We start from the raw sequence: 24034 nt of genomic DNA on the forward strand, positions 1-24034 counted from the left end.
GCGCGGCTGATCGGTGAGGTTGATCGAAGACGTTCTCAGGGGAGCTCGATCGAGCGCCGGCGCCCGGCGACAGGGCCACCCGGCCGACGAGCGGCGGCGGCGGTGCCACGCGGGGCGCGGCGTCGCACGCGAGAGGAGAGAACCGGCCCCCCGCCGGCGACATCCGTGAGGCTACCAGTCCGCGCCGGCCCCGACCCGCGGACCCGGGAACGGCCCGTGCACCGGACGAGACAGGGCCGCAGGGCGGTCAGACGAGCACGGCGCCCGAGGTCTCCACGGGCAGGTACGAGGCCCACCAGCCCTCGGGGCAGCGGGCCAGCACGGCCTCGGTCAGCGGGCCCTCCGGGCCGTCGGTGAACGCCAGGACCGTCGGGCCCGCACCGGAGACGACGGCCGGGACGCCGTCGGCGCGCAGGGCGTCGACGAGGTCGAGGGACTCGGGCATCGCTGGACGTCGGTACGACTGGTGCAGGTAGTCGCGCGTCGCGCGCAGCAGGTGCTCGGGGCGCCCACCCAGGGCGGCGACGAGCAGGGCGGCCCGGCCGGCGTCCGCGGCCGCGTCGGCGTGCGGGACGCTCGCCGGCAGGAGACCGCGAGCGGCCTCGGTGGAGACCGGGGTCGGCGGCACGAGCACGACCGCACCGACCCGGGGGTCGACGGGCGCGGGGACGGCGTAGAAGGCGCCGTCCTCGTCCTGGCCCGACACCACGAAACCGCCCAGGAAGGCGGGGGCCACGTTGTCGGGGTGCCCCTCGATGCGCGCCGCGAGGTCGAGCACCGCGTCGTCGTCGACGAGCAGCGCTCCCCCGGCGACGAGGCCGCGGGCCAGCACCAGGCCGGCCACGATGGCGGCCGAGGAGGACCCGAGCCCGCGCGCGTGCGGGATGACGTTCTCGCAGGCCAGCCGCAGCCCCGGGGGCTGCTCGCCGACCAGGTCGAAGAGCGCCCGCATGGCGCGGACGACCAGGTGGGACTCGTCGCGGGGCACGTCCTGCGACCCCGCACCGCTCACCTCGACGACGAGGCCGGAGTCGAGCACCTCGGCCTCGAGGGTGTCGCGCAGACCCAGGGCCAGGCCGAGGGAGTCGAAGCCCGGGCCCAGGTTGGCGGACGTGGCGGGGACCGTCACCCGGACGACGCCGGCGGCGAAGCTGACCACCGGGCGGCTCAGGCGAGACCGGCCGCCGCGGCGGCGGCGTCCACGTCGGCGTCCACGACCGTGTCGACGACGCTGCGCCCGCCCGCGGAGAAGCCCTCGAGCGCGGTGGCAGTGTCCTTGAGGCCGTGGCCCGTGACCGTCACGACGACGGTGCTGCCCCGGTACTCGACGCCGGCCGCGACCTCCTGGAGCAGGCCGGCGACGCTGGCCGCGGAGCCGGGCTCCACGAACACGCCGTCACGCTGCGCGAGGTCCTGCTGCGCGGCGAGGATCTGCTCGTCGGTGACCGAGGCGATGCTGCCGCCGGACTCGTCGCGGGCCGCGATGGCGAGGTTCCACGACGCCGGGTTGCCGATGCGGATGGCGGTGGCCTTGGTCTCCGGGTTGGGGACGGGCTCGCCGAGGACCAGCGGGGCCGCGCCGGCGGCCTGGAAGCCGTGCATGACGGGCAGGCGCGTGGTCTGGCCGAGGTCGCGGTACTGCCGGTAGCCCAGCCAGTAGGCGGAGATGTTGCCGGCGTTGCCGACGGGCAGGACGTGGTGGTCGGGGGCGTCGCCGAGGAAGTCGGCGATCTCGAAGGCGGCGGTCTTCTGCCCCTCCAGGCGCACCGGGTTGACCGAGTTGACCAGGGCCACCGGGTACTTCTCGGAGAGCCCCCGCGCCATGGTCAGGCAGTCGTCGAAGTTGCCGCGGACCATGATGACCTGGGCGCCGTGGACGATGGCCTGGGCCATCTTGCCGGCGGCAATCTTGCCCTCGGGCACGAGCACCAGCGGCTTCATCCCGGCCTTGGCGGCATAGGCCGCCATGGAGGCGGAGGTGTTGCCGGTGGAGGCGCACACACAGGCCTGGGCGCCCTGGAACTTGGCCACGGACATGGCCGCGGTCATGCCGCGGTCCTTGAAGGAGCCGGTCGGGTTCGAGCCCTCGACCTTGATGAACACCTCGGCACCGGTGAGGCCGGAGAGCCACTCGGAGTGCACGAGCGGCGTGCCGCCCTCGCGCAGGGTGACCGCCGGCGTCCCCTCGGGGATCTCCAGCAGCTCCCGGTACTCCTCGATGACCCCTCGCCACTGGCGGGTGCGGGGGGCTGCCGGCGCCTGGGTGCTCACTCGTGTCCTCCTTCGACGCGCATCACCGAGGTGACCTCGCGGACGATGTCCATGCCCTGCAGGTGGGCGACCGTGGCGGCCAGCTGGGCGTCGCTGGCCTCGTGGGAGACGACCACCAGGGTGGCGTCGTCGCCGCGCCCCTCCTGTCGCACCGTCTGGATCGAGACGCCGTGCTCGGCGAAGGCGAGCGCCACCGCGGCGAGCACGCCCGCGCGGTCGTCGACCGCGGCGGCCACGTGGTAGCGGGTGAGGGTCTCCCCCATCGGCAGCACCGCGCGCTGGGTGTAGGCGGACTCCCCCGCGCCGCGGGTGCCGGCGAGGCGGTGGCGGGCCACGGTGACGAGGTCACCGAGCACGGCGGACGCCGTGGGCGACCCGCCCGCACCGGGGCCGTAGAACATCAGCTGGCCGGCGGCCTCGGACTCCACGAAGACCGCGTTGTAGGCCTCGCGGACGCTCGCCAGGGGGTGGCTGGCCGGGATCATCGCCGGGTGGACGCGGGCGGAGACCGCCTCCTCGCCACCGGGCAGGGTCCGCAGCTCGCAGATCGCCAGCAGCTTGACGACGCAACCCATGTCGGCGGCCGAGGCGACGTCCGCGGCGGAGACCTCGGTGATGCCCTCGCGGTGGACGTCCGCGGCGGTGACCCGGGTGTGGAAGGCCAGCGACGCGAGGATCGCGGCCTTGGCCGCCGCGTCGAAGCCCTCGACGTCCGCGGTCGGGTCCGCCTCGGCGTAGCCCAGGTCCTGGGCCTCGGTGAGGGCCTCGGAGAACCCGGCGCCCGAGGTGTCCATCTTGTCGAGGATGAAGTTCGTGGTGCCGTTGACGATGCCGAGGACGCGGGTGACCTTGTCGCCGGCCAGCGACTCGCGCAGCGGCCGCAGGATCGGGATCGCGCCGGCGACGGCGGCCTCGTAGTAGAGGTCGCGGCCCGCCTTCTCGGCGGCCTCGAAGAGCGTCGGACCGTCCTCGGCCAGCAGCGCCTTGTTGGCGGTGACGACGGAGGCGCCGTTCTCCAGCGCGGCCAGGATGAGCCCACGCGCCGGCTCGATGCCGCCGATGACCTCGACCACCAGGTCGACGTCGTCGCGGGTCACCAGGCCCAGCGCGTCCGTGGTGAGCAGGTGCTCGGGGACCTCGACGTCCCGGCTCGCGTCCAGGCGGCGCACGGCCACCCCCACGAGCTCCACGGGCGCGCCCACGCGGGCGGCCAGGTCACCGGCCTGCTCCCCGAGCAGGCGCACCACCTGGGAGCCCACCGAGCCACAGCCGAGCACGGCCACCTTGAGCGGCTTCACGCCGTCCATCACTGATCACCCACGTCGGTCGACAGAAGATCTGCATAAGTCTCGCGCCGCAGGAGCGTACGCGCGACCCCGTCCCGCACCGCGACCACGGGGGGCCGCAGCGCGTGGTTGTAGTTCGAGGCCAGGGAGCGACAGTAGGCGCCCGTGGCCGGCACCGCGAGGAGATCGCCCGCGACGACGTCGCCCGGCAGGAACTCGTCCTTCACCACGATGTCGCCGGCCTCGCAGTGCTTGCCGACCACGCGGGCGAGCACCGGGGCGGCCTGCGAGCTGCGCCCGGCGAGGGTGCAGGAGTAGTCGGCGTCGTAGAGGGCGGTGCGCACGTTGTCGCTCATCCCGCCGTCCACGGACACGTAGGTGCGCACGGCGCCGCCGTCGAGGGCCACCGGCTTCACGGTGCCCACCTCGTAGACGGTGCACATGGACGGCCCGACGATGGCGCGGCCGGGCTCGATCGACAGGTGCGGGCGAGCCACGCCGAGGGCGGCGCACTCGCCGTCCACGATCGCGGTCAGCTCGGCCGCCAGCGTCGCCGGCGTCGCCGGGTCGTCCTGCGTGGTGTAGGCGATGCCGAAGCCGCCGCCGAGGTCCATCTCGGGCATGACGGTGCCGAGCTCGTCGGCGACCTGGGCGTGCAGGCGGAGCACCCGGCGGGCGGCCACCTCGAAGCCGGCGGAGGCGAAGATCTGGCTGCCGATGTGGCTGTGCAGACCCCGCAGCTCCAGGCCGGGAGCGGCGAGCACGCGGCGGACGGCCTCGAGCGCGGCGCCCGAGGAGATGGAGAGCCCGAACTTCTGGTCCTCGTGCGCGGTGGCGATGTACTCGTGGGTGTGCGCCTCGACGCCGGCCGTCACGCGGATCATCACGCGGGCCGTCGTCCCCGCCGCCGTGGCCAGCGCGGAGAGGCGCTCGACCTCGTCGAGGGAGTCGACGATGATCCGCCCCACCCCGAGCCGCAGGGCGGCCTCGAGCTCGGCGCGCGACTTGTTGTTGCCGTGGAAGCCGACGCGCTCCATCGGGAACCCGGCGCGCTCGGCGACCGCGAGCTCACCGCCGGAGCAGACGTCGAGGCAGAGCCCCTCCTGGTCGATCCAGCGGGCGACCGCGGTGCAGAGGAAAGCCTTGCCCGCGTAGTAGACGGCGTAGTCGGCGAAGGCGTCCCGGAAGGCGCCGGCCCGGGCCCGGAAGTCCGCCTCGTCCAGGACGTAGGCGGGCGAGCCGTGCTCGGCCACCAGGTCGGGCAGGGAGACGCCGCCGACGCTGAGCACGCCGTCGGCGTCCTTGGCCGCCGTGGCGGACCACAGCTGCGGGACGAGGGCGTCGACGTCGGTGGGCTCGCGCAGCCAGGACGGTCCGCGCAGGGCGCCGGGGGCGTGCGCCCAGCCGGCCTCGTGGGTGTGGCTCATGGTCGGGCCCTCACATCCGCTCGGGCGCGGAGACGCCGAGCAGGTCGAGGCCGTTGGCCACCACGGTGCGGGACGCGTGGGCGAGCACGAGGCGAGCGAGGTTCGCCGGGGACACCGGCTCGTCGCCCTGCGGCAGCATGCGGCACTCCTTGGTGTCGTACCACTTGTTGAACACCGACGCGGTGTCCTCCAGGTAGCGCGCCACGCGGTGCGGCTCGCGCAGGTCGGCGGCCGAGGCCACCACGCCCGGGAATGCGGCCAGCGCGCGCAGGAGCTCGCCGTCGCGCTCGTGGTCGAGCAGGGCGGGGTCGAAGTCGGCCAGCGCGGCGTCGAGCCCCATCCCCAGCGCCTCGGCGTTGGCGATCATCCGGCACGTCCGGGCGTGGACGTACTGGACGTAGTGCACCGGGTTGTCGTTCGAGGCCTTGGTGATCTCGGCGACGTCGAGGGTCAGCGGCGAGTCGGCCGGGTAGCGCGCCAGCGAGTACCGCAGGGCGTCCACGCCGATCTCGTCCGTGAGCTCCTGGAGCGTGACGATCGTGCCGGCGCGCTTGGACAGGCGCAGCTCCTGGCCGTCCCGGAGGATCTTCACCAGCTGGCCGATCATCACGTCCAGCGTCTGCGCCGGGTCGTCGCCCACGCAGGCCGCCATCGCCTTGAGGCGCCCGACGTAGCCGTGGTGGTCGGCACCCAGCAGGTAGAGGCAGCGGTCGAAGCCGCGCTCGCGCTTGTCCAGGTAGTAGGCGGTGTCGGAGGCGAAGTAGGTGAGCTCGCCGTCGGACTTGATGAGGACGCGGTCCTTGTCGTCGCCGAAGTCGGTGGTGCGCATCCAGAGCGCGCCGTCCTCCTCGTAGACGTGGCCGAGCTCCTTGAGCCGGGCCAGGGTGTCGGGCACCGAGCCGGACTCGTGGAGCGCGAGCTCGGAGGACCACACGTCGAAGTGGGTCTGGAAGTGCTCGAGCTGCTCCTGCTGCTCGCGCAGCTGGAGGCGGTAGCCCACGGCCCGCACGGCGGCGCGGCGCTCGGGCTCGGGCAGCTCGAAGATGCCCGGCTGCTCGGCCTCGACGGCCTTCGCCAGGTCGGCGATGTAGGCGCCGGCGTAGCCGTCCTCCGGCGTCGGCTGCCCGGTGGCGGCCGCGGTGATCGAGTCGGCGAAGTGGTTCATCTGGACGCCGCGGTCGTTGATGTAGAACTCGCGGGTCACGTCGGCGCCCGCGGCCGCCAGGACGCGGCCGATGGCGTCGCCCAGGACCGCCCACCGGGTGTGGCCCAGGTGCAGCGGCCCGGTCGGGTTGGCGGAGATGAACTCGACGTTGATCCGGTGGCCGGCCAGCACCTCGCTGCGTCCGTAGGCGGCGCCGGCGGCGACCACCTGCGCGGCGACCTCGCCCTGTGCACCGGCGGACACCGTGATGTTGAGGAAGCCCGGGCCGGCGATCTCGACCTCGGCCACGCCGTCGATCGCCTCGAGGCCGGCCTTGAGCTGCTCCGCCAGGGCGCGCGGGTTGGTCCCGGCCTTCTTCGCCAGCTGCAAGGCCACGTTGGTGGCGTAGTCGCCGTGACCCTTCTGCCGGGGTCGCTCCACCGTCACGGAGGTCGGGACGCCGCCCTCGACGGTGAGGTCACCGCTCGAGGTCAGGGTCGTCAGCACGTCGACGATCGCGGTGGAGAGCTGCTCGGGAGTCACCCGGCAAGCCTATCGGCGGCCCACCCCAGGGCCGAACCGATAAGCGCCCCGCGGACACCCGTGCGCCCGACCGTGCTCCCCCGCGCTCCGGCCCCGGCCAGTCGGGGGAGGCGATTCACCCCCGCACCGGCCCGACCTGTATGTTGTCGCCGTCGCTCGGCAGCGCCGACGACGTGCCTCCGTAGCTCAGGGGATAGAGCACCGGTTTCCGGTACCGGGTGTCGCAGGTTCGAATCCTGCCGGAGGCGCACGGTGATCTCTGAGGAGATCGGGAACCCGGCGGACCGACTGGTCCGCCGGGTTCGTTCGTTTTCCGCGGACGTCTCGTGGGCCGGGCCTGGTGGGCGGGTGTGCGGGTGGGCGGTGCGCCAGCAACCGACTGCCCCCGCCGACACGTTGCTCAGCCACCGCCAGTCAGCTGCCCCCGGGGGCAGCGGTGTCCCAGCAACCCCACCGCCGACCCGAACGGTTGCTCAGCCACCGCCAGTCGACTGCCCCGCAGGGCAGCGGTGCGTCAGCAACCGATTTGCCCCGGCGACACGTTGCCCAGCCACCGCCAGTCGTCCGCGCACCAGCCGTCCCCGGGGCAGCGGTGCGTCAGCAACCGATCTGCCCCACAGACACGTTGCTCAGCCACCGCCAGTCGACCGCGCACCAGCCACCCCCGGGGCAGCGGTGCCCCAGCAACCGATCCACCCCGCAGACACGTTGCTCAGCCACCGCCCACCAGCCACCCGGGGCCCCAGGAAGTCCCCCACCTGGCACAGGTCTGGCGGCAACGCCCCCGGGCGGCGCAGCCTGCGACGAGGACGGTCCCCGGGACCGCCCGTCGACCACCGTGGGGGGAGGTCCCTCGTGACCAGTGCCGGCGTCACCAGCGAGGCCGTCGACGAGGCCCGAACGCCCGGGCCCGACCGGGAAGCCCTGCCGTTCCAGTGCGACCTCGTGCTCAAGGGCGGGCTCACGAGCGGGGTCGTCTACCCGGCCGCGATCGCCGAGATCGCCCGGGACCACCGGCTGCGCTCGGTCGGGGGCTCCTCGGCCGGGGCCATCGCCGCGGCCGCCGCGGCCGCCGCCGAGCTCGGGCGGGGCCGGCCGGGTGGCGGGTTCGAGCGGCTGGCGCGGCTGCCGGAGGACCTGGCGGTCACGGACGCCGTCGGCTCCTCACCCGGTGGCCGCACCGTCCTGCAGCGCCTCTTCACCCCCGACCCCGGGACAGCCACGCTGTTCGAGCTGGCGTGGACGGGGCTCCAGCTCGCCAGTGCGCCCGGCCCGCGCGGCCCGCACGTCCGCCACCTCGTGGCCACGCTGTGGAACGCGGCCCGGACGCCCGTGGCCAGCGCGGTGGGCGCGCTGGCCGTCGTCGGGGCCCTGGCCGTGCTCGTCGCCACGCTGGCCGGGCCGTCCGGGCCCGCCGGCGTCCTGGCCGCGGGCCTCCTCCTGGTGCTCGTCGCGGTCCTGGCGCCGGCCGGCGTGCTGATCGCCCGCGGTCGAGCCGTGCTGCGCGAGGCCCCGGACCGGCTCGAGGAGAACCTGCTCGGCCTGGTGTCGGGGCTCCCGGCGCAGGAGGACGGGGTGGCGCTCACGACCTGGTTGCACGCCCGGCTCCAGGAGCTCGCGGGCCGCGGGCCGGGCGCGGCGCCGGTGACCTACGGGGACCTCGCCGAGGCCGGCGTCCGCCTGGTCACCACGACCACCGACCTCTCGGCCGGCACCGACCGGGTCTTCCCGTTCGTCGGGGACGGGTGGGCGTTCGAGCCGGCGCAGCTCGCCAGGCTCCTCCCCCGCGACGTCCTGGACCACCTGGTCGCGAGGGGAGCGCCCCTTCCCGCCGGGCTGGTGTCGCTGCCCGCCCCCGCCGACCTGCCGATCCTGCTGGGCGCCCGCATCAGCCTCTCGTTCCCGGGGCTGGTCTCGGCCGTCCCGCTGCACCGCCTCGACCCCGCGACCGGCCGGTACCTCAGCGCCTGGTGCTCCGACGGCGGCATCACCTCCAACCTGCCCGTGCACCTCTTCGACCGGCCCGTGCCCGGCCGGCCCACCTACGCCATCAACCTCGCGGACGGCGGGCGCGACGACCTGCCGGCCGAGGCCAACGTCTGGCGGCCGACCGCCACGGCCGAGGCGGCGCCCACCCCGCACCGGGAGGTGGCCGGCCTCGGCGGCCTGCTCGGGGCGGTGCTCGCGACGATGCAGTCCTGGACCGACAACGCCCTGGCCAGGACGACCGGCTACCGCGAGCGCATCTGCCGGGTGCGGCTCAGCGAGCGCCAGGGCGGGCTGCACCTCGACATGCCGCCCGCGACCATCCTGCGGCTGGCCGAGGTCGGCCGGGCCGCGGGCCGCGAGCTCGCCTCGATCCGGCGCGACACCGGCGCCGCTCCCGGGGGCGAGCCCGGGGCCGTGCCCGGCGGCCGCGACTGGGAGCAGCACCGCTTCGTCCGGCTCCGGACCTTCTGCGCGGGCCTGGGCCGCTTCGTCGTCGAGGGGCGCGACGGGCTCGCCGCCGACCTCTCCCCCGGCTACCCCGACCTCTCCGACGGCGCGCAGGAGCGTCCGTGGCTGCCCTACACCGACGGCTGGACCCCCGCCGCCTCGAAGTCGGCGCTCGGCGGGGTGGAGGCGATCTCCGAGGAGGCCCTCACCGCCATGCTCACCCCTCCGCCGCGCCCGCCGCGGCTGGGCCCGCGGCTGCACGACGAGCCCGAGGGCTGAGCCCCGACCCGAGCCCCGACCCGAAGCACGGGGCTCAGCAGTGCCGCGGCAGCGTCGCGTCGCGTCGGGCGGCGCGCGCGAGGCGGCGGGCGTAGGCGACGTCCGGACGGATGACGCTGGCGCCCCCGATGGTGGCGAACGAGCCGCGCAGCACGCAGGTGGTGATGCGCGAGGGCTGCACCTGCGCGACGGCCTGGGCCAGCGTGAACAGCTCCGCCGGGCTGGCGTCGGCGTGCGTGTGGCGCAGGACGCTGAGGGCACCCCGCTCGAGGAACCCCGGCTGGTCCGCGCGCTGCCGGACCCGGGCGGCGATGCCCCGCAGCACGCGCTGCTGGTTGGCGGAGCGGTCGTAGTCCCCGCCCGGCAGCGAGTGGCGGATGCGCGAGAAGGCCATCGCGTCGTAGCCGCCGAGGCGGATCGTCCCGGCCGGGAAGCCCTTCGGCTTGAGGAACTCGTCTGCGAAGGCGCGCGGGTTGTGGACGGTGATCCCACCGATGTCGCGGATCATCTGCTCGAAGTAGGTGAAGCGGGTGACCATCACGTAGTCGGGCCGGATGCCCACGTACGCCGCGACGGTACGACCGAGCAGCCGTGGCCCCCCGAAGTAGAGGGCGGCGTTGACGCGGTTGCTGCCGTGCCCCGGGATGGGCACCCACATGTCCCGCGGGATGCCGATGGACGCGGCGGCGCCCGTCCGGGTGTCGAGCCCGACCAGCTGGAGGGCGTCGCCGCGCGAGCGGGTCATGTCCTGCCCGGGACGGGCGTCCGAGCCGACCGCGAGGATCCAGACGGTCCGGTCGCTGCCGTCGAGGCCCCGGGCGTGGGGCATGGCGACGACGGTGACGTCGTCGGGCGGGGTGGCGCTGTCGGGGACGACGACGGTGACCACGGCCAGCAGGAGCCCCAGCGCGAGGAGGCGCGCCAGGGCGGGCAGCCGGGTGGGCAGCCGGGCGGGAAGGAGGGCACGCATGCTCACACCCCCCGCACGCGGGTCTGGGTCACGTCGTAGGCCAGGACCCGCCAGTGCCGCCCGACCCGGGTCATGGCGAGCCGCGCGGCGACCGCGAAGCGTCCCGTCAGGCGTCCCTCGGTGTCGTAGACGAGGCGGACGCGGGCGGTGGCCGCCCGGGCGTGGGCCCCCACGGCCAGGACGTCGACGTGGACCACCCGGCGCACCGCCACCAGCCCCTCGATCCGGCTGCTGATCGCGGCCGCCGTGGTGCGCCTGCGGTCGGCCGCCGCCTGGTGCGCCGTGGAGCCGGTGAAGCCGGAGAACGCCCGGGAGAAGGCGCGACGGGTGCCGGGCCGCGGGTAGTCGCCGGAGGTGAAGCCGCCGTCCATCCAGGTGTCGGCCACGTCGGCGACCGCCGCGGCGACCTGGCGGGTGCGCTCCCGCGGCAGCGCACCCGCCACCTCCCCGACGAGGACGACGGTCGGGGCAGGTCGGCGCTCGAGCAGCCGCCCGGGCGCCACCGAGGCGGTGGCCCCGTCCGAGGTCGGCTGCCCGCCGTCGGAGTCGGTGCAGCCGCCGAGGCCGAGGGTCAGCGCGACCGCGAGCAGCAGGGCGCCCGCTCCGGGCGCGCCCCGGCCGAGCCGGCTCCCGCCGGTGGCGTGAACGGTCCTGTCGTCGTGCACGAGTGCCTCCCGAGAGCGGCGGCGTCGGCCCCGCGAGCGGTGCCCCGGCCGCCGTGGCGTCCATGACAGCCGCACACGGTACGCGCCGACGTGAGACGGTGCGACCAGGGTCACACTCGCGCGTCAGGGAGATCGGTCCAGACCGATGGTGAGCGCATTGGAGCGATCCAGAGAGGTCCGCGCAGGAATGCCCGGCCCCGGCCGACCTGCACGACGTGCGCCCTCTCACCCCACGACGACCCCCGAGGGGTCAGAATGGGCTCACAGGACGCTCCCACGAGCCCGTCCCGGCGCCCGGTCGCAAGGCCGGTCCCACGTCCCGCGACCCGTCCTGGGTCCGGGTGTGCGCCGGGGTCTAGCCTTGGGGGCCGACGCCCTGTGCGTCACGCCCTCACCCCCCGCACCACACCCCCGCCCGCACCCAGCACAGCGCAGCGAAAAACCGGAAGAGGCGAACCAAGCCGTGCCGCAGTCCACAGGCAGCTCCACCTCCGCCACGACGACCGAGGTCTCCGACGACTTCGGTGCCAACGAGTGGCTCGTCGAGGAGATGTACGAGCAGTTCAGCAAGGACCCCGCGAGCGTCGACCCGACGTGGGCGGCGTACTTCGCGAACCACACCCCGCAGAACGGGGCCAACGGCACCGCGAAGGCCACGTCGAACGGCACGAGCAGCACCAGCAACGGGAGCGCGCCCGCCAAGGCCCCCGCCAAGGCCCCCGCGCAGGCCCCGGCCCCCGCCGCGGCTCCTGCCGCCGCCCCGGCGCCCGCCAAGCCCGCCGCCGCGCGCCCCGCCCCGGTCGCAACCCCGCGCCAGTCGGGCAAGGCCGCCGAGCCCGGCCGCGGCACCAGCTCGCCCATGCCGAAGGAGTCGGCTCCGGCCGCCAAGAACAGCGCCAGCGACGAGCCCACCTACACGGTGCTCCGCGGCGCCCCCGCGCGGACCGCGCAGAACATGGACGCCTCGCTCACGGTCCCGACCGCGACGTCCGTCCGCTCGGTGCCGGTCAAGCTCCTGTGGGACAACCGCACCGTCATCAACAACCACCTCGCCCGCGCCCGCGGCGGCAAGGTGTCGTTCACCCACCTCATCGGCTACGCCCTGGTCAAGGCGCTGAAGTCGATGCCGGAGATGAACAACGCCTACGCCGAGGTCGACGGCAAGCCCAACCTGGTCACGCCGGCCCACATCAACCTGGGCCTGGCGATCGACATCAAGAAGGGCGCCACCCGCCAGCTCCTCGTGCCGTCGATCAAGGGCTGCGAGACGATGGACTTCGCGGGCTTCTGGACGGCCTACGAGGACGTCGTGGTCAAGGCCCGCGAGGGCAAGCTGACCGTCGCCGACTTCCAGGGCACCACCCTGAGCCTCACCAACGTGGGCGGTCTCGGCACCAACCACTCGGTGCCGCGCCTCATGGGCGGCCAGGCCGCCATCATCGGCGTCGGCGCCATGGACTACCCGCCGGAGTGGCAGGGCGCCTCGGCCGACGCGATCGCGCGCAACGCGATCAGCAAGGTCATGACGATCACCTCGACCTACGACCACCGCGTCATCCAGGGCGCGCAGTCGGGCGAGTTCCTCAAGCGCGTGCACTCGCTGCTCCTGGGCGGCGACGGCTTCTACGACGAGATCTTCCGCTCGCTGCGCATCCCCTACCAGCCGATCCGCTGGGCCGGGGACATCGCGACGTCGCACGACGACGAGATCTCCAAGCAGGCGCGCATCCTCGAGCTGATCCACGCCTACCGCGTCCGCGGCCACCTCATGGCCGACACGGACCCGCTGGAGTACCGCCAGCGCACGCACCCCGACCTCGAGGTGGAGAGCCACGGCCTGACGCTGTGGGACCTGGACCGGGAGTTCGCCACCGGCTCGTTCGGCCCCTCGGGCCGGCCGTTCATGAAGCTGCGCGACATCCTCGGCATCCTGCGCGACTCCTACTGCCGCACCACGGGCATCGAGTACATGCACATCATGGACCCGGCCCAGCGCCGCTGGCTCCAGGAGCGCGTCGAGGTGCCCCACACCAAGCCGCCGCGCGAGGAGCAGCTGCGCATCCTGCTCAAGCTCAACCAGGCCGAGGCGTTCGAGACCTTCCTCCAGACGAAGTTCGTCGGGCAGAAGCGCTTCAGCCTCGAGGGCGGCGAGACCGCGATCCCGGTCGTCGACGAGATCTGCGAGGCGGCCGCCGAGGCCGGCCTCGACGAGGTCGCGATCGGCATGGCCCACCGCGGTCGCCTCAACGTCCTGGCGAACATCGTCGGCAAGAAGTACTCCCAGATCTTCCGCGAGTTCGAGGGCAACATCGACCCGCGCACGGTCCAGGGCTCCGGCGACGTGAAGTACCACCTGGGCGCCGAGGGCGAGTTCTCCGCCGAGGGCGGCGAGACCATCAAGGTCTCCGTCGCCGCGAACCCCTCGCACCTCGAGACGGTCGACCCGGTGCTCGAGGGCATCGCCCGGGCCAAGCAGGACGTGCTGGACCGGGGCGAGGAGTTCCCGGTCATGCCGCTGCTCGTCCACGGCGACGCGGCCTTCGCCGGCCAGGGTGTGGTGGCGGAGACGCTCAACCTCTCCCAGCTGCGCGGCTACCGCACCGGCGGCACGATCCACCTGATCATCAACAACCAGGTCGGCTTCACCACCTCCCCCGGCTCCTCGCGCTCGTCGCTGTACTGCACCGACGTCGCGCGGATGGTCCAGGCGCCGATCCTGCACGTGAACGGCGACGACCCGGAGGCGTGCATCCACGCGGCCCGGCTCGCGTTCGAGTACCGCCAGGCGTTCCACAAGGACGTCGTCATCGACCTCGTCTGCTACCGCCGCCGCGGTCACAACGAGGGCGACGACCCGAGCTACACCCAGCCGCTCATGTACGACCTCATCGAGCAGAAGCGCTCGGTGCGCAAGCTCTACACCGAGTCCCTCATCGGCCGTGGCGACATCACGATCGAGGAGGCGGAGCAGGTGCTGCGCGACTACCAGCAGCAGCTGGAGCGCGTCTTCACCGAGGTCCGCGAGGCCAGCACCGAGCCGCCGACCGACTGGACGACGGTGCCGGACTACCCGGACAAGCCCGCCGGCGACACGGTCACCGCGATCGACGACGCCACCATGGCGCGCATCGCCGAGGCCTACACGACGCCGCCCGACGGCTTCACCGTCCACCCGAAGGTGATGCCGCAGCTGCAGCGCCGCGCCAAGGGCATCCTCGAGGGCCCGATCGACTGGGGCACCGGCGAGATCCTCGCGTTCGGTGCGCTGCTCATGGACGGGCGCCCCGTGCGCCTGGCCGGCCAGGACTCCCGCCGCGGCACGTTCGTCTCGCGCTTCGGCACGATCATCGACCGGACCAACGCCGACGAGTGGACGCCGCTGGCCCACCTCACCGAGGACCAGGCGCGCTTCTACATCTACGACTCGCTGCTCAGCGAGTACGCCGCCCTCGGCTTCGAGTACGGCTACTCCGTGGCCCGCCCCGAGGCGCTCGTCCTGTGGGAGGCCCAGTTCGGCGACTTCGTCAACGGCGCCCAGTCCGTCATCGACGAGTACATCAGCGCGGGCGAGACCAAGTGGGGCCAGCGCTCCGGCGTCGTCCTGCTCCTCCCCCACGGCTACGAGGGCCAGGGCCCGGACCACTCCTCGGCCCGCATCGAGCGGTTCCTCACCATGGCCGCCGACGAGGCGATCGTGGTGGCGCAGCCCTCGACCCCGGCGTCCTACTTCCACCTGCTGCGCAAGCACGCGCTCGGCGAGGTCCACCGCCCGCTGGTGGTGTTCACGCCCAAGTCGATGCTCAAGCGCAAGGAGGCGGCCTCCGTGCCGACCGACTTCACGCAGGGCACCTTCCGCCCGTTCATCGGGGACGCGGACGCCGACCCGAGCACGGTCGACACGCTGCTGCTCTGCTCGGGCCGGGTCACGTGGGACCTCATGGTCGAGCGCGCCAAGCGGGAGAACGCCTCGCGCTTCGCCATCGGCCGCGTGGAGCAGCTCTACCCGCGCCCGCTCGCCGACATCCAGGCCGAGATCGCGAAGTACCCGAACCTCAAGGAGGTCCGCTGGGTGCAGGACGAGCCGCTCAACAACGGCCCGTGGCCGCACTACGCGCTCAACGTCTGGCCGAACGTCGACGCCACGGTCGTGCCCGTCACGCGGCCGGAGTCGTCCTCGCCGTCGGTCGGCACGATCAAGCGGCACCAGGCCGAGCAGAAGGAGCTCCTCGGCCGGGCGTTCGCCTGACCCACGCACCACCCCGGCGCCGGCGGCGCCACCGCTGCCGGCGCGGCCACACGCTCTGGCACACCCAGCAGCCGCCGCAGCGTCAAGACCGGTTCCGCGGGCCGGGTCGACCTGGTCGACCCGGCCCGCGGCCGTCCCCGACACCGTGAGGAGAACGCATGTACTTCACCGACCGTGGCATCGAGGAGCTCGAGCGCAGGCGGGGCGAGGAGGAGGTCTCGCTGGCCTGGCTGGCGGACCAGCTCCGCACGTTCACGGACGTGCATCCGGAGCACGAGGCGGCCGTCGAGCGGCTCGCCACCTGGCTGGCCCGTCTGGACGACCCGGAGGACTGAGTGCCCGTCCGGGCACCCGATCCGGCGGCCGTACCGCATCCTGGGTACGGGTTCCGGGCGGTGGACGACCGTGCTGACCAGCGCGTTTCAGCGAACGCGCGTACCGTGTCAGAACGTGGCCGCAACGTTTCCTCCACCTGGGGTGTTTTTCCAGGTCAGATCCGGTGGCGACATACCCTACGGGTATGACCTGGGGTGCTTTACCCTGCCTGCATGGGACAGGTGAGAGCGGAACGCAAGGAGCAGACGCGCAGAGCGCTGCTGTCCGCCGCACTGGACCTCTCGGGAGATAGCAGTCTCGGGTCGGTCTCGCTGCGGCAGGTCGCCAAGCAGGTGGGCATCGTCCCCACCGGCTTCTACCGGCACTTCTCCTCGGTCGAGGAGCTGGGGCTGGCCCTGGTGGACGAGTCGTTCACCTCGCTGCGGGCGCTGCTCCGCGACGTCCGGCAGGTCGAGGCGGACGCCGAGCGCAGTGCCGTGCGTCCACGCACCGGGGACCTCGTCGACGCGTCCGTCGACATCCTGGTGACCCACGTGGAGGCCCACCAGCCGCACTTCGCGTTCATCGCGCGCGAGCGCGCCGCCGGCCCGCCGGCCGTGCGCGAGGCCATCCGCCACGAGCTCGACCTCTGCGCCCGGGAGCTCGCCACCGACCTCGCCCGCGTCACCGGCACCTCGCAGTGGTCCGGCGAGGACCTGCGCATCCTCGCCGACCTCTTCGTCACCGTCATGGTCGACACCGCCGAGACCCTGCTGCGCGCCGAGGGTCGCCCCCAGGCCCGGGCCGCGGTGGTGCAGACCGCCCGCGCCCAGCTGCGGATGATCCTCGTCGGCGCCTTCCACTGGGACTCCGAGCGGGTCTGAGCCTGCCCCGCGACACGGCACCCCACCTCTTCGCAGGTCACGAGGCCCCACGGCAGCCGCCGTGGGGCCTCGTGCCGTCTCGGGGGCCCCGTCGACGCGGCCACGGACGCGCGCGGGCCACCTGTGCGCTCCTGGCGCCGGGCTGGCAGGAACCTGTGATTGACGGGCGCCACCTGTGGATCGAGGAGGGTCGGCTCAGCCGGGCCCCGCGACGGCCGCTGGGACGGGCATGACCACACTCTCCGCCCTCGGCTCCTCCGCGAGCCTCAGCAGCCTCACCGCCACGTCGACGGCGCGCCAGCGTCCGCCCGACCCCTTCGAGTCCGTCTCCAGCCTCCTGGGCACCTCCGCCGACGAGCTCCGCCAGCGCGTCGCCGACGGGACGAGCCTGCTCGACATCGCCTCCGAGAAGGGCGTCTCCTCCGACGACCTGCTCCAGGCCCTCCGGGACGGGGCACCCGCCGGGCTCAAGGGCTCGGACGGCCTCGAGGACGCCGTGCAGCAGATCGCCTCGGCCACCGGCGCGGACGCCGTGCGGGGGCCGCAGGGGCCGCACGGACCCCGCGGCCCGCGCCCCGACGGGCCGCCCCCGGGCCCGCCGCCCTCCTCGGACACAGACGACTCGACGTCCTCGACCCTGGAGACGCTGGCCGCGCTGCTGGAGGAGGACAGCGACAGCCTGCTCTCCCAGCTGACCAGCGGCACCAGCCTGGCCGACCTGCTCAGCGCCAAGGGCGTGACGATGGACGACGTCACCAGCGCCCTGCAGAGCTCGTGGTCGGGGGCCACGACCGGCCTCCAGGTCGACACGCGGGCCTGAGCCCCGCGCGAGCGGGTCGGGCACCGGCCCGGCCGCCGGTGCGTCCTCAGCCGCGGGGGCGCACCGGCAGGTCGGGGACGGTGGCGTCCCCGGGCAGGTCCAGCACGTGCAGGACGGCGTCGGCCACCGTGCCCGGCCGGATCCACCGGTCGGCGTCGTAGTCGCGTCCCTCGTGGGCGTGCACGGCCTCCTGCATGGGGGTCGCGGTGCGACCGGGGTACACGGAGGTCACCCGCACCCCCGCGGGGGCCTCCTCGGCCCGCAGGCTGTCGGCGAAGGCCCGCAGCGCGTGCTTGGAGGCTGCGTAGCCGCCCCACGAGGCGCTCGCGGCCAGCCCCTGACCGGAGCTCACGAGGACCACCGTGCCCCGCGCGGCCCGCAGCGCCGGCAGGCACAGCCGGGTGAGCGCCACCGGGGCGAGGAGGTTGACCGTCAACTGCCGCTCCCAGTCGGCCTGGTCGCTCTCCGCGACCGTGCCGAGGGCCACGACGCCGGCGGAGTGGACGACGGAGTCCAGCCGGTCCGGGAGGTCGCCCGCCACCCCAGCCAGGTCGCCGGGCGCGGCCAGGTCGGCCACCAGCGTCCGGCTGCCCGGCCAGCGCCGCGCGAGCTCCTGCGCCCGCTCCTGCGAGCGGGCCACGAGCAGCAGGTCGTCGCCGCGGGCGTGCAGCCGCTCGGCCAGCGCCTCGCCGATGCCGGAGCCGGCCCCGGTGACCAGGTGCGTCCGCGTCACCGGGTGAGGACGATCTTGCCGAAGACGTCGCCCGCGACCATGGCCTCGAACGCCGAGGTCGCCTCGGTCATCGGGACGGTGCGGTCGACGAGCGGGCGGGTGCCCGTGGCGTCCAGGAAGCCCACCAGGCTGGCGAGCTCGGCCGAGGTGCCCATGGTGGAGCCGACGACCGAGAGCTGCAGGAAGAAGATCCGGGTGAGCTCGGCGTCGTCCAGCTTCGGCCCCGAGGTGGTGCCCGAGACGACGAGCGTGCCGCCCGGACGCAGCGAGCGGATGGAGTGCGACCACGTGGCCCGCCCGACGGTCTCCATCACGGCGTCCACCTTGACCGGCAGGCGCTCGCCGGACCCGAAGGCCTCGTGCGCCCCGATCTCGAGGGCCCGGGCCCGCTTGGCCTCGTCGCGGCTGGTCACCAGGACCCGCAGGCCGGCCGCGCGGGCGAGGATGATGCAGGCCGTGGCGACGCCGCCGCCGGCGCCCTGCACGAGCACGGTGTCGCCGGGGCGCAGGCCGCCGCGGGTGAAGAGCATCCGGTAGGCGGTGAGCCACGCGGTCGGCAGGCAGGCTGCCTCCTCGAAGGAGAGGGAGGCGGGCTTGGGCACCACGTTGCGACGCGGCACCGCGACCTTCTCGGCGAACGTGCCCTGGAAGCGCTCGGAGAGCAGCGAGCGACGCGGGTCGATGGTGTCGTCGCCGACCCAGCCCGGGTCGTTGACCACGGCGTGGACGACGACCTCGTTGCCGTCCTCGTCGAGCCCGGCGGCGTCGCAGCCGAGGATCATCGGCAGCGCGTCGGCCTTGAGCCCCACGCCCCGCAGAGACCACACGTCGTGGTGGTTGAGGGAGGCCGCCTTGACGGTGACGGTCGTCCAGCCGTCCGGGACCTCGGGGTCGGGTCGCTCCCCCAGCCGCAGCGCGGAGAGCGGGTCGTCGGGGGCGCTGGTGTCGGTGTAGACGGCGAACATGACGGTGACGTTACCCATCCGACCGCCACCCGGGTGGGGCCCGCGTCACACGACGCGCGCCCCACCCGTCCAGGGGCTCGTGGGGCGGCTCAGCGGCGGGCGACCCCGTCGCGCCGGGCGGCCTCGGCGACGGCGCGGGAGACCGCGCCCGGCACCCGCGCGTCGAACGGGTGCGGGATCACGTAGTCCTCGCTCAGGTCGTCGCCGACCAGGTCGGCCAGGGCGGTGGCCGCGGCCACCTTCATCGGCTCGGTGATGGAGCGGGCCTGGACGTCGATGGCGCCGCGGAAGATGCCGGGGAACGCCAGGACGTTGTTGATCTGGTTGGGGAAGTCGGAGCGACCGGTGGCCACGACGCGGGCGTGCCGGTGCGCCACCTCCGGGTGCACCTCGGGCGTCGGGTTCGCCAGCGCGAACACGATCGCGTCGTCGGCCATCCGCGCCACGTCCTCCTCGGGCACGGTGCCGCCGGAGACGCCGATGTAGACGTCGGCGCCGTCGAGCGCCTCCGCGAGGCTGCCGGTGCGCCCGGTGACGTCGGCGGTGACCTCGGCGAGGGCCCGCTTGACCGGCGTCAGGTCGCCGCGCGAGGAGTGCAGGACGCCCTTGCGGTCGGTAACGGCGAGGTCGGTGATGCCGGCGGCGAGGAGGATCTTCGCGACCGCGACGCCCGCGGCGCCCGCGCCCGAGATGACCACGCGGGCCTCGCCGGGCGCCCGGCCGGTGAGCCGCAGCGCGTTGGTGAGCGCCGCGAGGGCGACCACGGCGGTGCCGTGCTGGTCGTCGTGGAAGACCGGGATGTCGAGCATCTCCTTGAGCCGGTCCTCGATCTCGAAGCAGCGGGGCGCCGAGATGTCCTCGAGGTTGACCCCGCCGAAGCTGGGCGCGAGCCGGGCGACCGTCTCGATGATCTCTTCGGTGTCCGTGGTGTCCAGGCAGATCGGGATCGCGTCGACCCCGCCGAACTGCTTGAAGAGGACGGCCTTGCCCTCCATGACCGGCATCGCGGCCGAGGGCCCGATGTCGCCGAGGCCGAGCACGGCGGTGCCGTCGGTGACGACCGCGACCGTGTTGGGCACCCAGGTGTAGGTCCGCACCAGCTCGGGGTCCTCCGCGATCGCCTCGCACACCAGCGCCACCCCGGGGGTGTAGGCGAGGGAGAGGTCGCCGGCGTCGCGCAGCGGCGCGGTCGCCGCGATCTGCATCTTGCCGCCCACGTGCAGGTCGAAGGCGGGCTCGCCGGAGCGGGGGTGCTCGCCGGGTCCGGGCAGGACGGGGCCCACCGCACCGGGGGCCGCGGCAGCGGGCTCGGCGGGTCGGGGGTCGGTCTCGACGATGGCGTCGGTCATGGAAGTGCCTTCTCCTCGGGGTGCGACCGCGGCGGGACGCGACAGGACCGCGGTGCGATGGTCGTGCGGGCGAGAGCGACACGGGTGAGGTCGCAGTACGCGGTCGGCGGTGGCCGGACCCGCAGTCTGGCACAGGGGCCCCGCGTGGAAGGTGCCCTGGGTCACACGACTGCACCGGTGAACGAACGCACCCGTCCGTTCACCGCGACAGATCGGCCGCCTGCGAGCGGCCCTCAGGAACCGTCGGCGGAGGGCGAGGAGGCGGCGGTCGGGCCGAGTGGCGCGGGGAGCCGACGGGTCGGGCGCGGCCACAGCCGGGCCAGGACGACGGCGAGGACGTCCTCGTCGGGGACGGGCCCGCGGTGCCGGCTGTCCACGCCCAGCGCGGGGGCGTCGCTCAGCAGCCACCACCCGGGGCGGCCGCCGACCGTCGTCCTCCGCTCCACCGCCCGCTTGACCGCGACGGTGCCGTCGGCGAGCCGGGCGACCACGACGTCGCCGACGACGGGGCGCCGGCGGTAGCCGACGAGCAGTCGGTCCCCGGGGCGCAGCGTCGGCGTCATCGACTCGCCGCGCACGAGCGCCATCCCCCACCGGGGGCCGCTCCGCGCGCGCCCGCCGCGAGCGCCCGCCGGTATTCCATCGACAGGTGTCGGGAACGCCACGTCCGGATCCGTCTCGCCCACAGGTGGGAGGCGTCGTCGCGGCGAGGGCACGAGGGTAGTGTCCACCACGTCCTGTTCCCTCCCGAGAGGCACACCATGCTGCGCTCCCTGCTGGCCGCCGTGTCGGCCCGCACGATCACCGTCTCCGCCCACTGCGACCTGCCGTGCGGCGTGTACGACCCGGCCCAGGCCCGCATCGAGGCCGAGTCGGTCAAGGCCGTCATCGCCAAGGCGAACGACTCCTCCGACCCCGACTTCCGCACGCGCGCCGTCCTCATCAAGGAGCAGCGCTCGGAGCTCGTCAAGCACCACCTCTGGGTGCTGTGGACCGACTACTTCAAGGCCCCGCACTTCGAGAAGTACCCCCAGCTGCACACCCTCTTCAACGAGGCCACCAAGCTGGCCGGCGCCACCGGCACCAAGGGCACCATGGACGCCGAGGCCGCCGACAAGCTGCTCGCGAAGATCGACGAGATCGCCGAGATCTTCTGGGAGACCAAGAAGGCGTGACGCCTCTCGTAGGTCTCTGACCTGCAGCGTTAGTCACTGGACGCCGCCTCAGTCCGCACACGGTCCGCAGCACGGGCCAGCGGGCCGAGCGCGGCGTCCATGACGTTGCGGGTCCGGTCCTCGTCGCCCGGAAACAGGTGGGCATAGGTCCGCAGCGTGATCGTCGCGGACGCGTGCCCGAGCGCGACCTGGACCTGCTTCACCGATGCCCCGCCGGCGATGAGCGCCGAGGCGTAGAAGTGGCGGAAGCCATGGGCCGTGACGTCGACGTCCGCCTCTCGGCAGGCGCTGGCAAGGAGTCGCTTCCAGCGCGTGTAGCTGAGCGGGTCTCCGAACTCGTCGACGAACAGCGGCGCCGCGAGGTCTGCGGGCCCGAACGTCGCGAGGTGCGCCGCGAGCTCGTCGAGCAGCACAGTCCCAGCCGGCAGGGTTCGCCGGGACGCCTTAGACTTCAGTGGCTGCAGTTGCCCGCTCTGCATCCGCTGCCGCTCGACCCTGATGGTTCGTCGCAGGAAGTCGACGTCGCCGACCATCAGTCCGCGGGCCTCGCCGATGCGCAGTCCGCTGCCGGCGAGCAGGATGACCAGGGCACGCCACCGATCGCCGATCGCGCCGGCGACTCGCTCGACCTCCTCGACCGTCGGGGGCTGCACCTCCGGCCGGTCGTCGCGAGGCAGACGGATGCGGGCGCACGGGCTCGAGGGGATGAGCCGATCGTCGACGGCCGCGGCGAACACCTTCGCCAGCACCTCGTAGACATTGCGCACCGTTCCGGGCGCGAGCCCCTTCTGCTCGAGCTCCTTCACGAGGCCCTGGACGCGTGTTCGACGCACGGCCACAATCGGCGTCTCCCCCAGCGCCGGCACCAAGTGCAGCCTCAGCGCATTGTCGACGATGCGGGCCGTTCCCTCGCTCGACACTTGGACACGCTCCCACTCCTCTGCGAAGGCGCGGAACGGCGTCTTCCCCAGCCGAGGATCGACGTAGGTCCCGGACGTCACTGCAGTCGTGACCTCGTTCAGCCACTCCTGCCCGGCCCTTTTCGTCGCGAAGTGGCGGGCATGCTCCTTGCCGTCAGCATCGCGGTAACGCGCGCGCCAGATCGGTCTGCCCTTGGTTCCGTCAGTCCGCGTCGGCGTGTATCGAGCAATGCTAGCCATCAGGGGTTCTCGCGATCTCGCACCCGGTCCAAGGCGTCACTCATCAGCGTCGAGGCAAGCGCCACGATGGTGTTGACCTGCTCCGCGGTTTCGATGAGCGAGAGTGGCTCACTCTCTTGCATTTCAAGGCTCAGACGCTCCCCGAAGTCCGCGACCGTCGAGACGTAGGCGAAGAAGTCCGGGAGCGGCCGATCCAGAGCCTGCATGAGCGCCACCCACTCGTTGAACCGAAGGGATCGCCCCCCTCGCTCCAAGCGCGTGACAGCGGTCGCGTGCATCGGCTCGCCCAACTCGGCGAGCCGAGCCGCCAACTGCTCTTGGGTCAGCCCCAGTTCCCGACGATGAAACTGCACGTACTCGCCCATCAGTTTCTCAAAGTCCGGCTGCATATTCCGCAGACTACTGCGTCTGCACTTGCCGCAGCAAGACGCAACTGCCACAGTTCTGCATATTCGGCAGTTACATGCTGCAACCGAAGCGTTGGGAGACGGACGAAGTGGCCATTACGGAGAACCTTCTAACCATCAAGCAGGTGGCCGACGCCACCGGCATCCCGGAGCGGACATGGCGCCACTGGCGCCTCAACGGGCTCGGACCGCGCTCGGCAAAGCTCGGCAGGCGAGTGGTCTACCGCGAGTCCGATGTCCGGGCCTGGATCGATGCCCAGTTCGAGCAGGCCGGCTGAGGGCTGAGGCGTCTGCCTCACCCCGGAGCAGGATGACTAGCCAGTCCTCTCCCCAGTTGCGGTTGAACCACAAGAACCGCTCCACCGAGCAGCTCATCCGAGCCGCTCACCACCAGTTGGACCTGGTCGGAAGCCACATGGCCCCGAGCAGGGTGTCGAAGCTCGTCCGCCGCTATCAGCGGACCGTCACGCACACCGGGATGCCGTTCGACATCTGGTTCCGCGCCCAGACCCTGCTCGCCGAGCAAGCCGCGGGCCGCGAGCTGCCGAGCGGCGCCTACCGAGGGTTCGACCCGACGGCCAGGACTGCCATCGCGCGTCTCATGCACGAGGCGGTGGGACCTCGATGAGCCAGGCCGATCCATGGGACGTCACGCCCCCGCCCGCACCCCACTTCCTGTTCGAGTGGCAGCAGGTGCTCGCGCTTGCCCTGGCGCGGAACAAGGTGACGCGTCAGCAGGGCGCGGTGGCGCTGTTCGTGGCGCTGACGAGCAGCGGCACCACGGGCACGCGCGCGGTCGTCGACACTGCTCGCCTCGCGGTCGAGCTCGACATCAGTGAGCGTCAGGTCTGGCGGCACTTCAGTGCCCTGCGGGACCAGGGCTGGTTCGAGCAGACCGAGAAGCCGACCCGCGGAACGGCGCAGGACTCGGGCCGACGGGCTCGCTATCGCCTGACACT

21 protein-coding genes and 1 tRNA gene are annotated in these 24034 nt (G+C 73.4%); 9 read left to right on the forward strand and 13 right to left on the reverse strand.

Annotation, left to right across the window (positions count from 1 at the left end; all coding sequences use genetic code 11):
• Nucleotides 1–247 precede the first annotated feature (247 nt).
• Genes thrB through argS form a run of 5 tightly spaced genes read right to left on the reverse strand, consistent with a single transcriptional unit; the run spans nucleotide 248 to nucleotide 6671 of the window.
• On the reverse strand, nucleotides 248–1159 hold the full coding sequence (gene thrB, locus E8D37_RS04570; protein WP_240770188.1) for a homoserine kinase: 912 nt from the start codon (nucleotides 1157–1159) through the stop codon (nucleotides 248–250).
• A gap of 8 nt (nucleotides 1160–1167) precedes the next feature.
• The gene (gene thrC, locus E8D37_RS04575; protein ID WP_136568595.1) at nucleotides 1168–2271 is read right to left on the reverse strand and encodes a threonine synthase; all 1104 of its coding nucleotides are present in this window, start codon (nucleotides 2269–2271) and stop codon (nucleotides 1168–1170) included.
• On the reverse strand, nucleotides 2268–3578 hold the full coding sequence (locus E8D37_RS04580) for a homoserine dehydrogenase (RefSeq protein WP_136568596.1): 1311 nt from the start codon (nucleotides 3576–3578) through the stop codon (nucleotides 2268–2270). The genes thrC and E8D37_RS04580 overlap by 4 nt, the downstream gene beginning before the upstream one ends.
• Nucleotides 3578–4984 (reverse strand): diaminopimelate decarboxylase, encoded by a 1407-nt coding sequence (lysA, locus tag E8D37_RS04585; RefSeq protein ID WP_136568597.1) that lies wholly within the window; start codon nucleotides 4982–4984, stop codon nucleotides 3578–3580. The genes E8D37_RS04580 and lysA overlap by 1 nt, the downstream gene beginning before the upstream one ends.
• Nucleotides 4985–4994: 10 nt before the next feature.
• Nucleotides 4995–6671 (reverse strand): arginine--tRNA ligase, encoded by a 1677-nt coding sequence (argS, locus tag E8D37_RS04590; RefSeq protein ID WP_136568598.1) that lies wholly within the window; start codon nucleotides 6669–6671, stop codon nucleotides 4995–4997.
• 175 nt (nucleotides 6672–6846) lie between these two features.
• Here argS and E8D37_RS04595 point away from each other — a divergent pair.
• Nucleotides 6847–6919 (forward strand) — tRNA-Arg (locus E8D37_RS04595).
• Nucleotides 6920–7526: 607 nt separating this feature from the next.
• On the forward strand, nucleotides 7527–9386 hold the full coding sequence (locus tag E8D37_RS04600; RefSeq protein WP_168929617.1) for a patatin-like phospholipase family protein: 1860 nt from the start codon (nucleotides 7527–7529) through the stop codon (nucleotides 9384–9386).
• 34 nt (nucleotides 9387–9420) lie between these two features.
• Here E8D37_RS04600 and E8D37_RS04605 read toward each other — a convergent pair whose 3' ends face one another.
• Both E8D37_RS04605 and E8D37_RS04610 read right to left on the reverse strand, forming a co-directional pair.
• Nucleotides 9421–10356: an LCP family protein gene (locus E8D37_RS04605; protein WP_136568600.1), complete on the reverse strand. Its 936-nt coding sequence runs from the start codon at nucleotides 10354–10356 to the stop codon at nucleotides 9421–9423.
• Nucleotides 10357–10358: 2 nt separating this feature from the next.
• Nucleotides 10359–11021, reverse strand: a complete 663-nt coding sequence (locus tag E8D37_RS04610; RefSeq protein ID WP_136568601.1) for a hypothetical protein — start codon at nucleotides 11019–11021, stop codon at nucleotides 10359–10361.
• A 463-nt stretch (nucleotides 11022–11484) separates the two neighbouring features.
• On the opposite strand from E8D37_RS04610, the gene E8D37_RS04615 reads away from it, so the two are divergent.
• The 4 genes from E8D37_RS04615 to E8D37_RS04625 all read left to right on the forward strand — a co-directional run bounded on the left by E8D37_RS04615 (nucleotide 11485) and on the right by E8D37_RS04625 (nucleotide 17286).
• On the forward strand, nucleotides 11485–15267 hold the full coding sequence (locus tag E8D37_RS04615) for a multifunctional oxoglutarate decarboxylase/oxoglutarate dehydrogenase thiamine pyrophosphate-binding subunit/dihydrolipoyllysine-residue succinyltransferase subunit (RefSeq protein WP_136568602.1): 3783 nt from the start codon (nucleotides 11485–11487) through the stop codon (nucleotides 15265–15267).
• A gap of 158 nt (nucleotides 15268–15425) precedes the next feature.
• Nucleotides 15426–15602, forward strand: a complete 177-nt coding sequence (locus tag E8D37_RS19705; protein WP_168929618.1) for a DUF6104 family protein — start codon at nucleotides 15426–15428, stop codon at nucleotides 15600–15602.
• A 213-nt stretch (nucleotides 15603–15815) separates the two neighbouring features.
• Nucleotides 15816–16466, forward strand: coding sequence for a TetR family transcriptional regulator (locus E8D37_RS04620; RefSeq protein WP_136568603.1), 651 nt, complete (start codon nucleotides 15816–15818; stop codon nucleotides 16464–16466).
• A 229-nt stretch (nucleotides 16467–16695) separates the two neighbouring features.
• Nucleotides 16696–17286 (forward strand): hypothetical protein, encoded by a 591-nt coding sequence (locus E8D37_RS04625; RefSeq protein ID WP_136568604.1) that lies wholly within the window; start codon nucleotides 16696–16698, stop codon nucleotides 17284–17286.
• Between the two features lie 46 nt (nucleotides 17287–17332).
• Here the strand turns inward: E8D37_RS04625 and E8D37_RS04630 are convergent, their stop codons facing one another.
• The 4 genes from E8D37_RS04630 to E8D37_RS04645 all read right to left on the reverse strand — a co-directional run bounded on the left by E8D37_RS04630 (nucleotide 17333) and on the right by E8D37_RS04645 (nucleotide 20920).
• Entirely contained in the window at nucleotides 17333–18019 is a 687-nt protein-coding gene (locus E8D37_RS04630; RefSeq protein WP_136568605.1) for an SDR family oxidoreductase, read from the reverse strand.
• Nucleotides 18016–18984, reverse strand: coding sequence for a zinc-binding dehydrogenase (locus E8D37_RS04635; protein WP_136568606.1), 969 nt, complete (start codon nucleotides 18982–18984; stop codon nucleotides 18016–18018). The genes E8D37_RS04630 and E8D37_RS04635 overlap by 4 nt, the downstream gene beginning before the upstream one ends.
• A gap of 89 nt (nucleotides 18985–19073) precedes the next feature.
• Nucleotides 19074–20189 carry an NADP-dependent malic enzyme gene (locus E8D37_RS04640; protein ID WP_240770241.1) on the reverse strand — a complete coding sequence of 372 codons (1116 nt, stop codon included), beginning with the start codon at nucleotides 20187–20189 and terminating at the stop codon, nucleotides 19074–19076.
• A 377-nt stretch (nucleotides 20190–20566) separates the two neighbouring features.
• Nucleotides 20567–20920 (reverse strand): S24/S26 family peptidase, encoded by a 354-nt coding sequence (locus tag E8D37_RS04645; RefSeq protein WP_136568608.1) that lies wholly within the window; start codon nucleotides 20918–20920, stop codon nucleotides 20567–20569.
• Nucleotides 20921–21106: 186 nt separating this feature from the next.
• Between E8D37_RS04645 and sodN the strand changes: the two genes are divergently transcribed.
• The gene (sodN, locus tag E8D37_RS04650; RefSeq protein WP_206055606.1) at nucleotides 21107–21508 is read left to right on the forward strand and encodes a superoxide dismutase, Ni; all 402 of its coding nucleotides are present in this window, start codon (nucleotides 21107–21109) and stop codon (nucleotides 21506–21508) included.
• Nucleotides 21509–21537: 29 nt separating this feature from the next.
• Here the strand turns inward: sodN and E8D37_RS04655 are convergent, their stop codons facing one another.
• Both E8D37_RS04655 and E8D37_RS04660 read right to left on the reverse strand, forming a co-directional pair.
• Entirely contained in the window at nucleotides 21538–22668 is a 1131-nt protein-coding gene (locus tag E8D37_RS04655) for a site-specific integrase (RefSeq protein ID WP_136568610.1), read from the reverse strand.
• Entirely contained in the window at nucleotides 22668–23057 is a 390-nt protein-coding gene (locus E8D37_RS04660; protein ID WP_136568611.1) for a helix-turn-helix transcriptional regulator, read from the reverse strand. Before E8D37_RS04660 ends, E8D37_RS04655 begins: the two co-directional genes overlap by 1 nt.
• Before the next feature lie 74 nt (nucleotides 23058–23131).
• Here E8D37_RS04660 and E8D37_RS04665 point away from each other — a divergent pair, with 74 nt between their 5' ends.
• Together E8D37_RS04665 and E8D37_RS04670 are read left to right on the forward strand one after the other, a co-directional pair.
• Nucleotides 23132–23353 (forward strand): helix-turn-helix domain-containing protein, encoded by a 222-nt coding sequence (locus E8D37_RS04665; protein WP_136568612.1) that lies wholly within the window; start codon nucleotides 23132–23134, stop codon nucleotides 23351–23353.
• A 137-nt stretch (nucleotides 23354–23490) separates the two neighbouring features.
• A complete protein-coding gene (locus E8D37_RS04670) occupies nucleotides 23491–23703 on the forward strand; it encodes a hypothetical protein (RefSeq protein ID WP_136568613.1) in 213 nt (70 codons plus the stop codon).
• The last annotated feature ends 331 nt before the right edge of the window (nucleotides 23704–24034 follow it).

Origin of the sequence: Nocardioides sp. GY 10127 (assembly GCF_004919085.1) — a bacterium.
Classification (GTDB): Bacteria; Actinomycetota; Actinomycetes; order Propionibacteriales; family Nocardioidaceae; genus Nocardioides.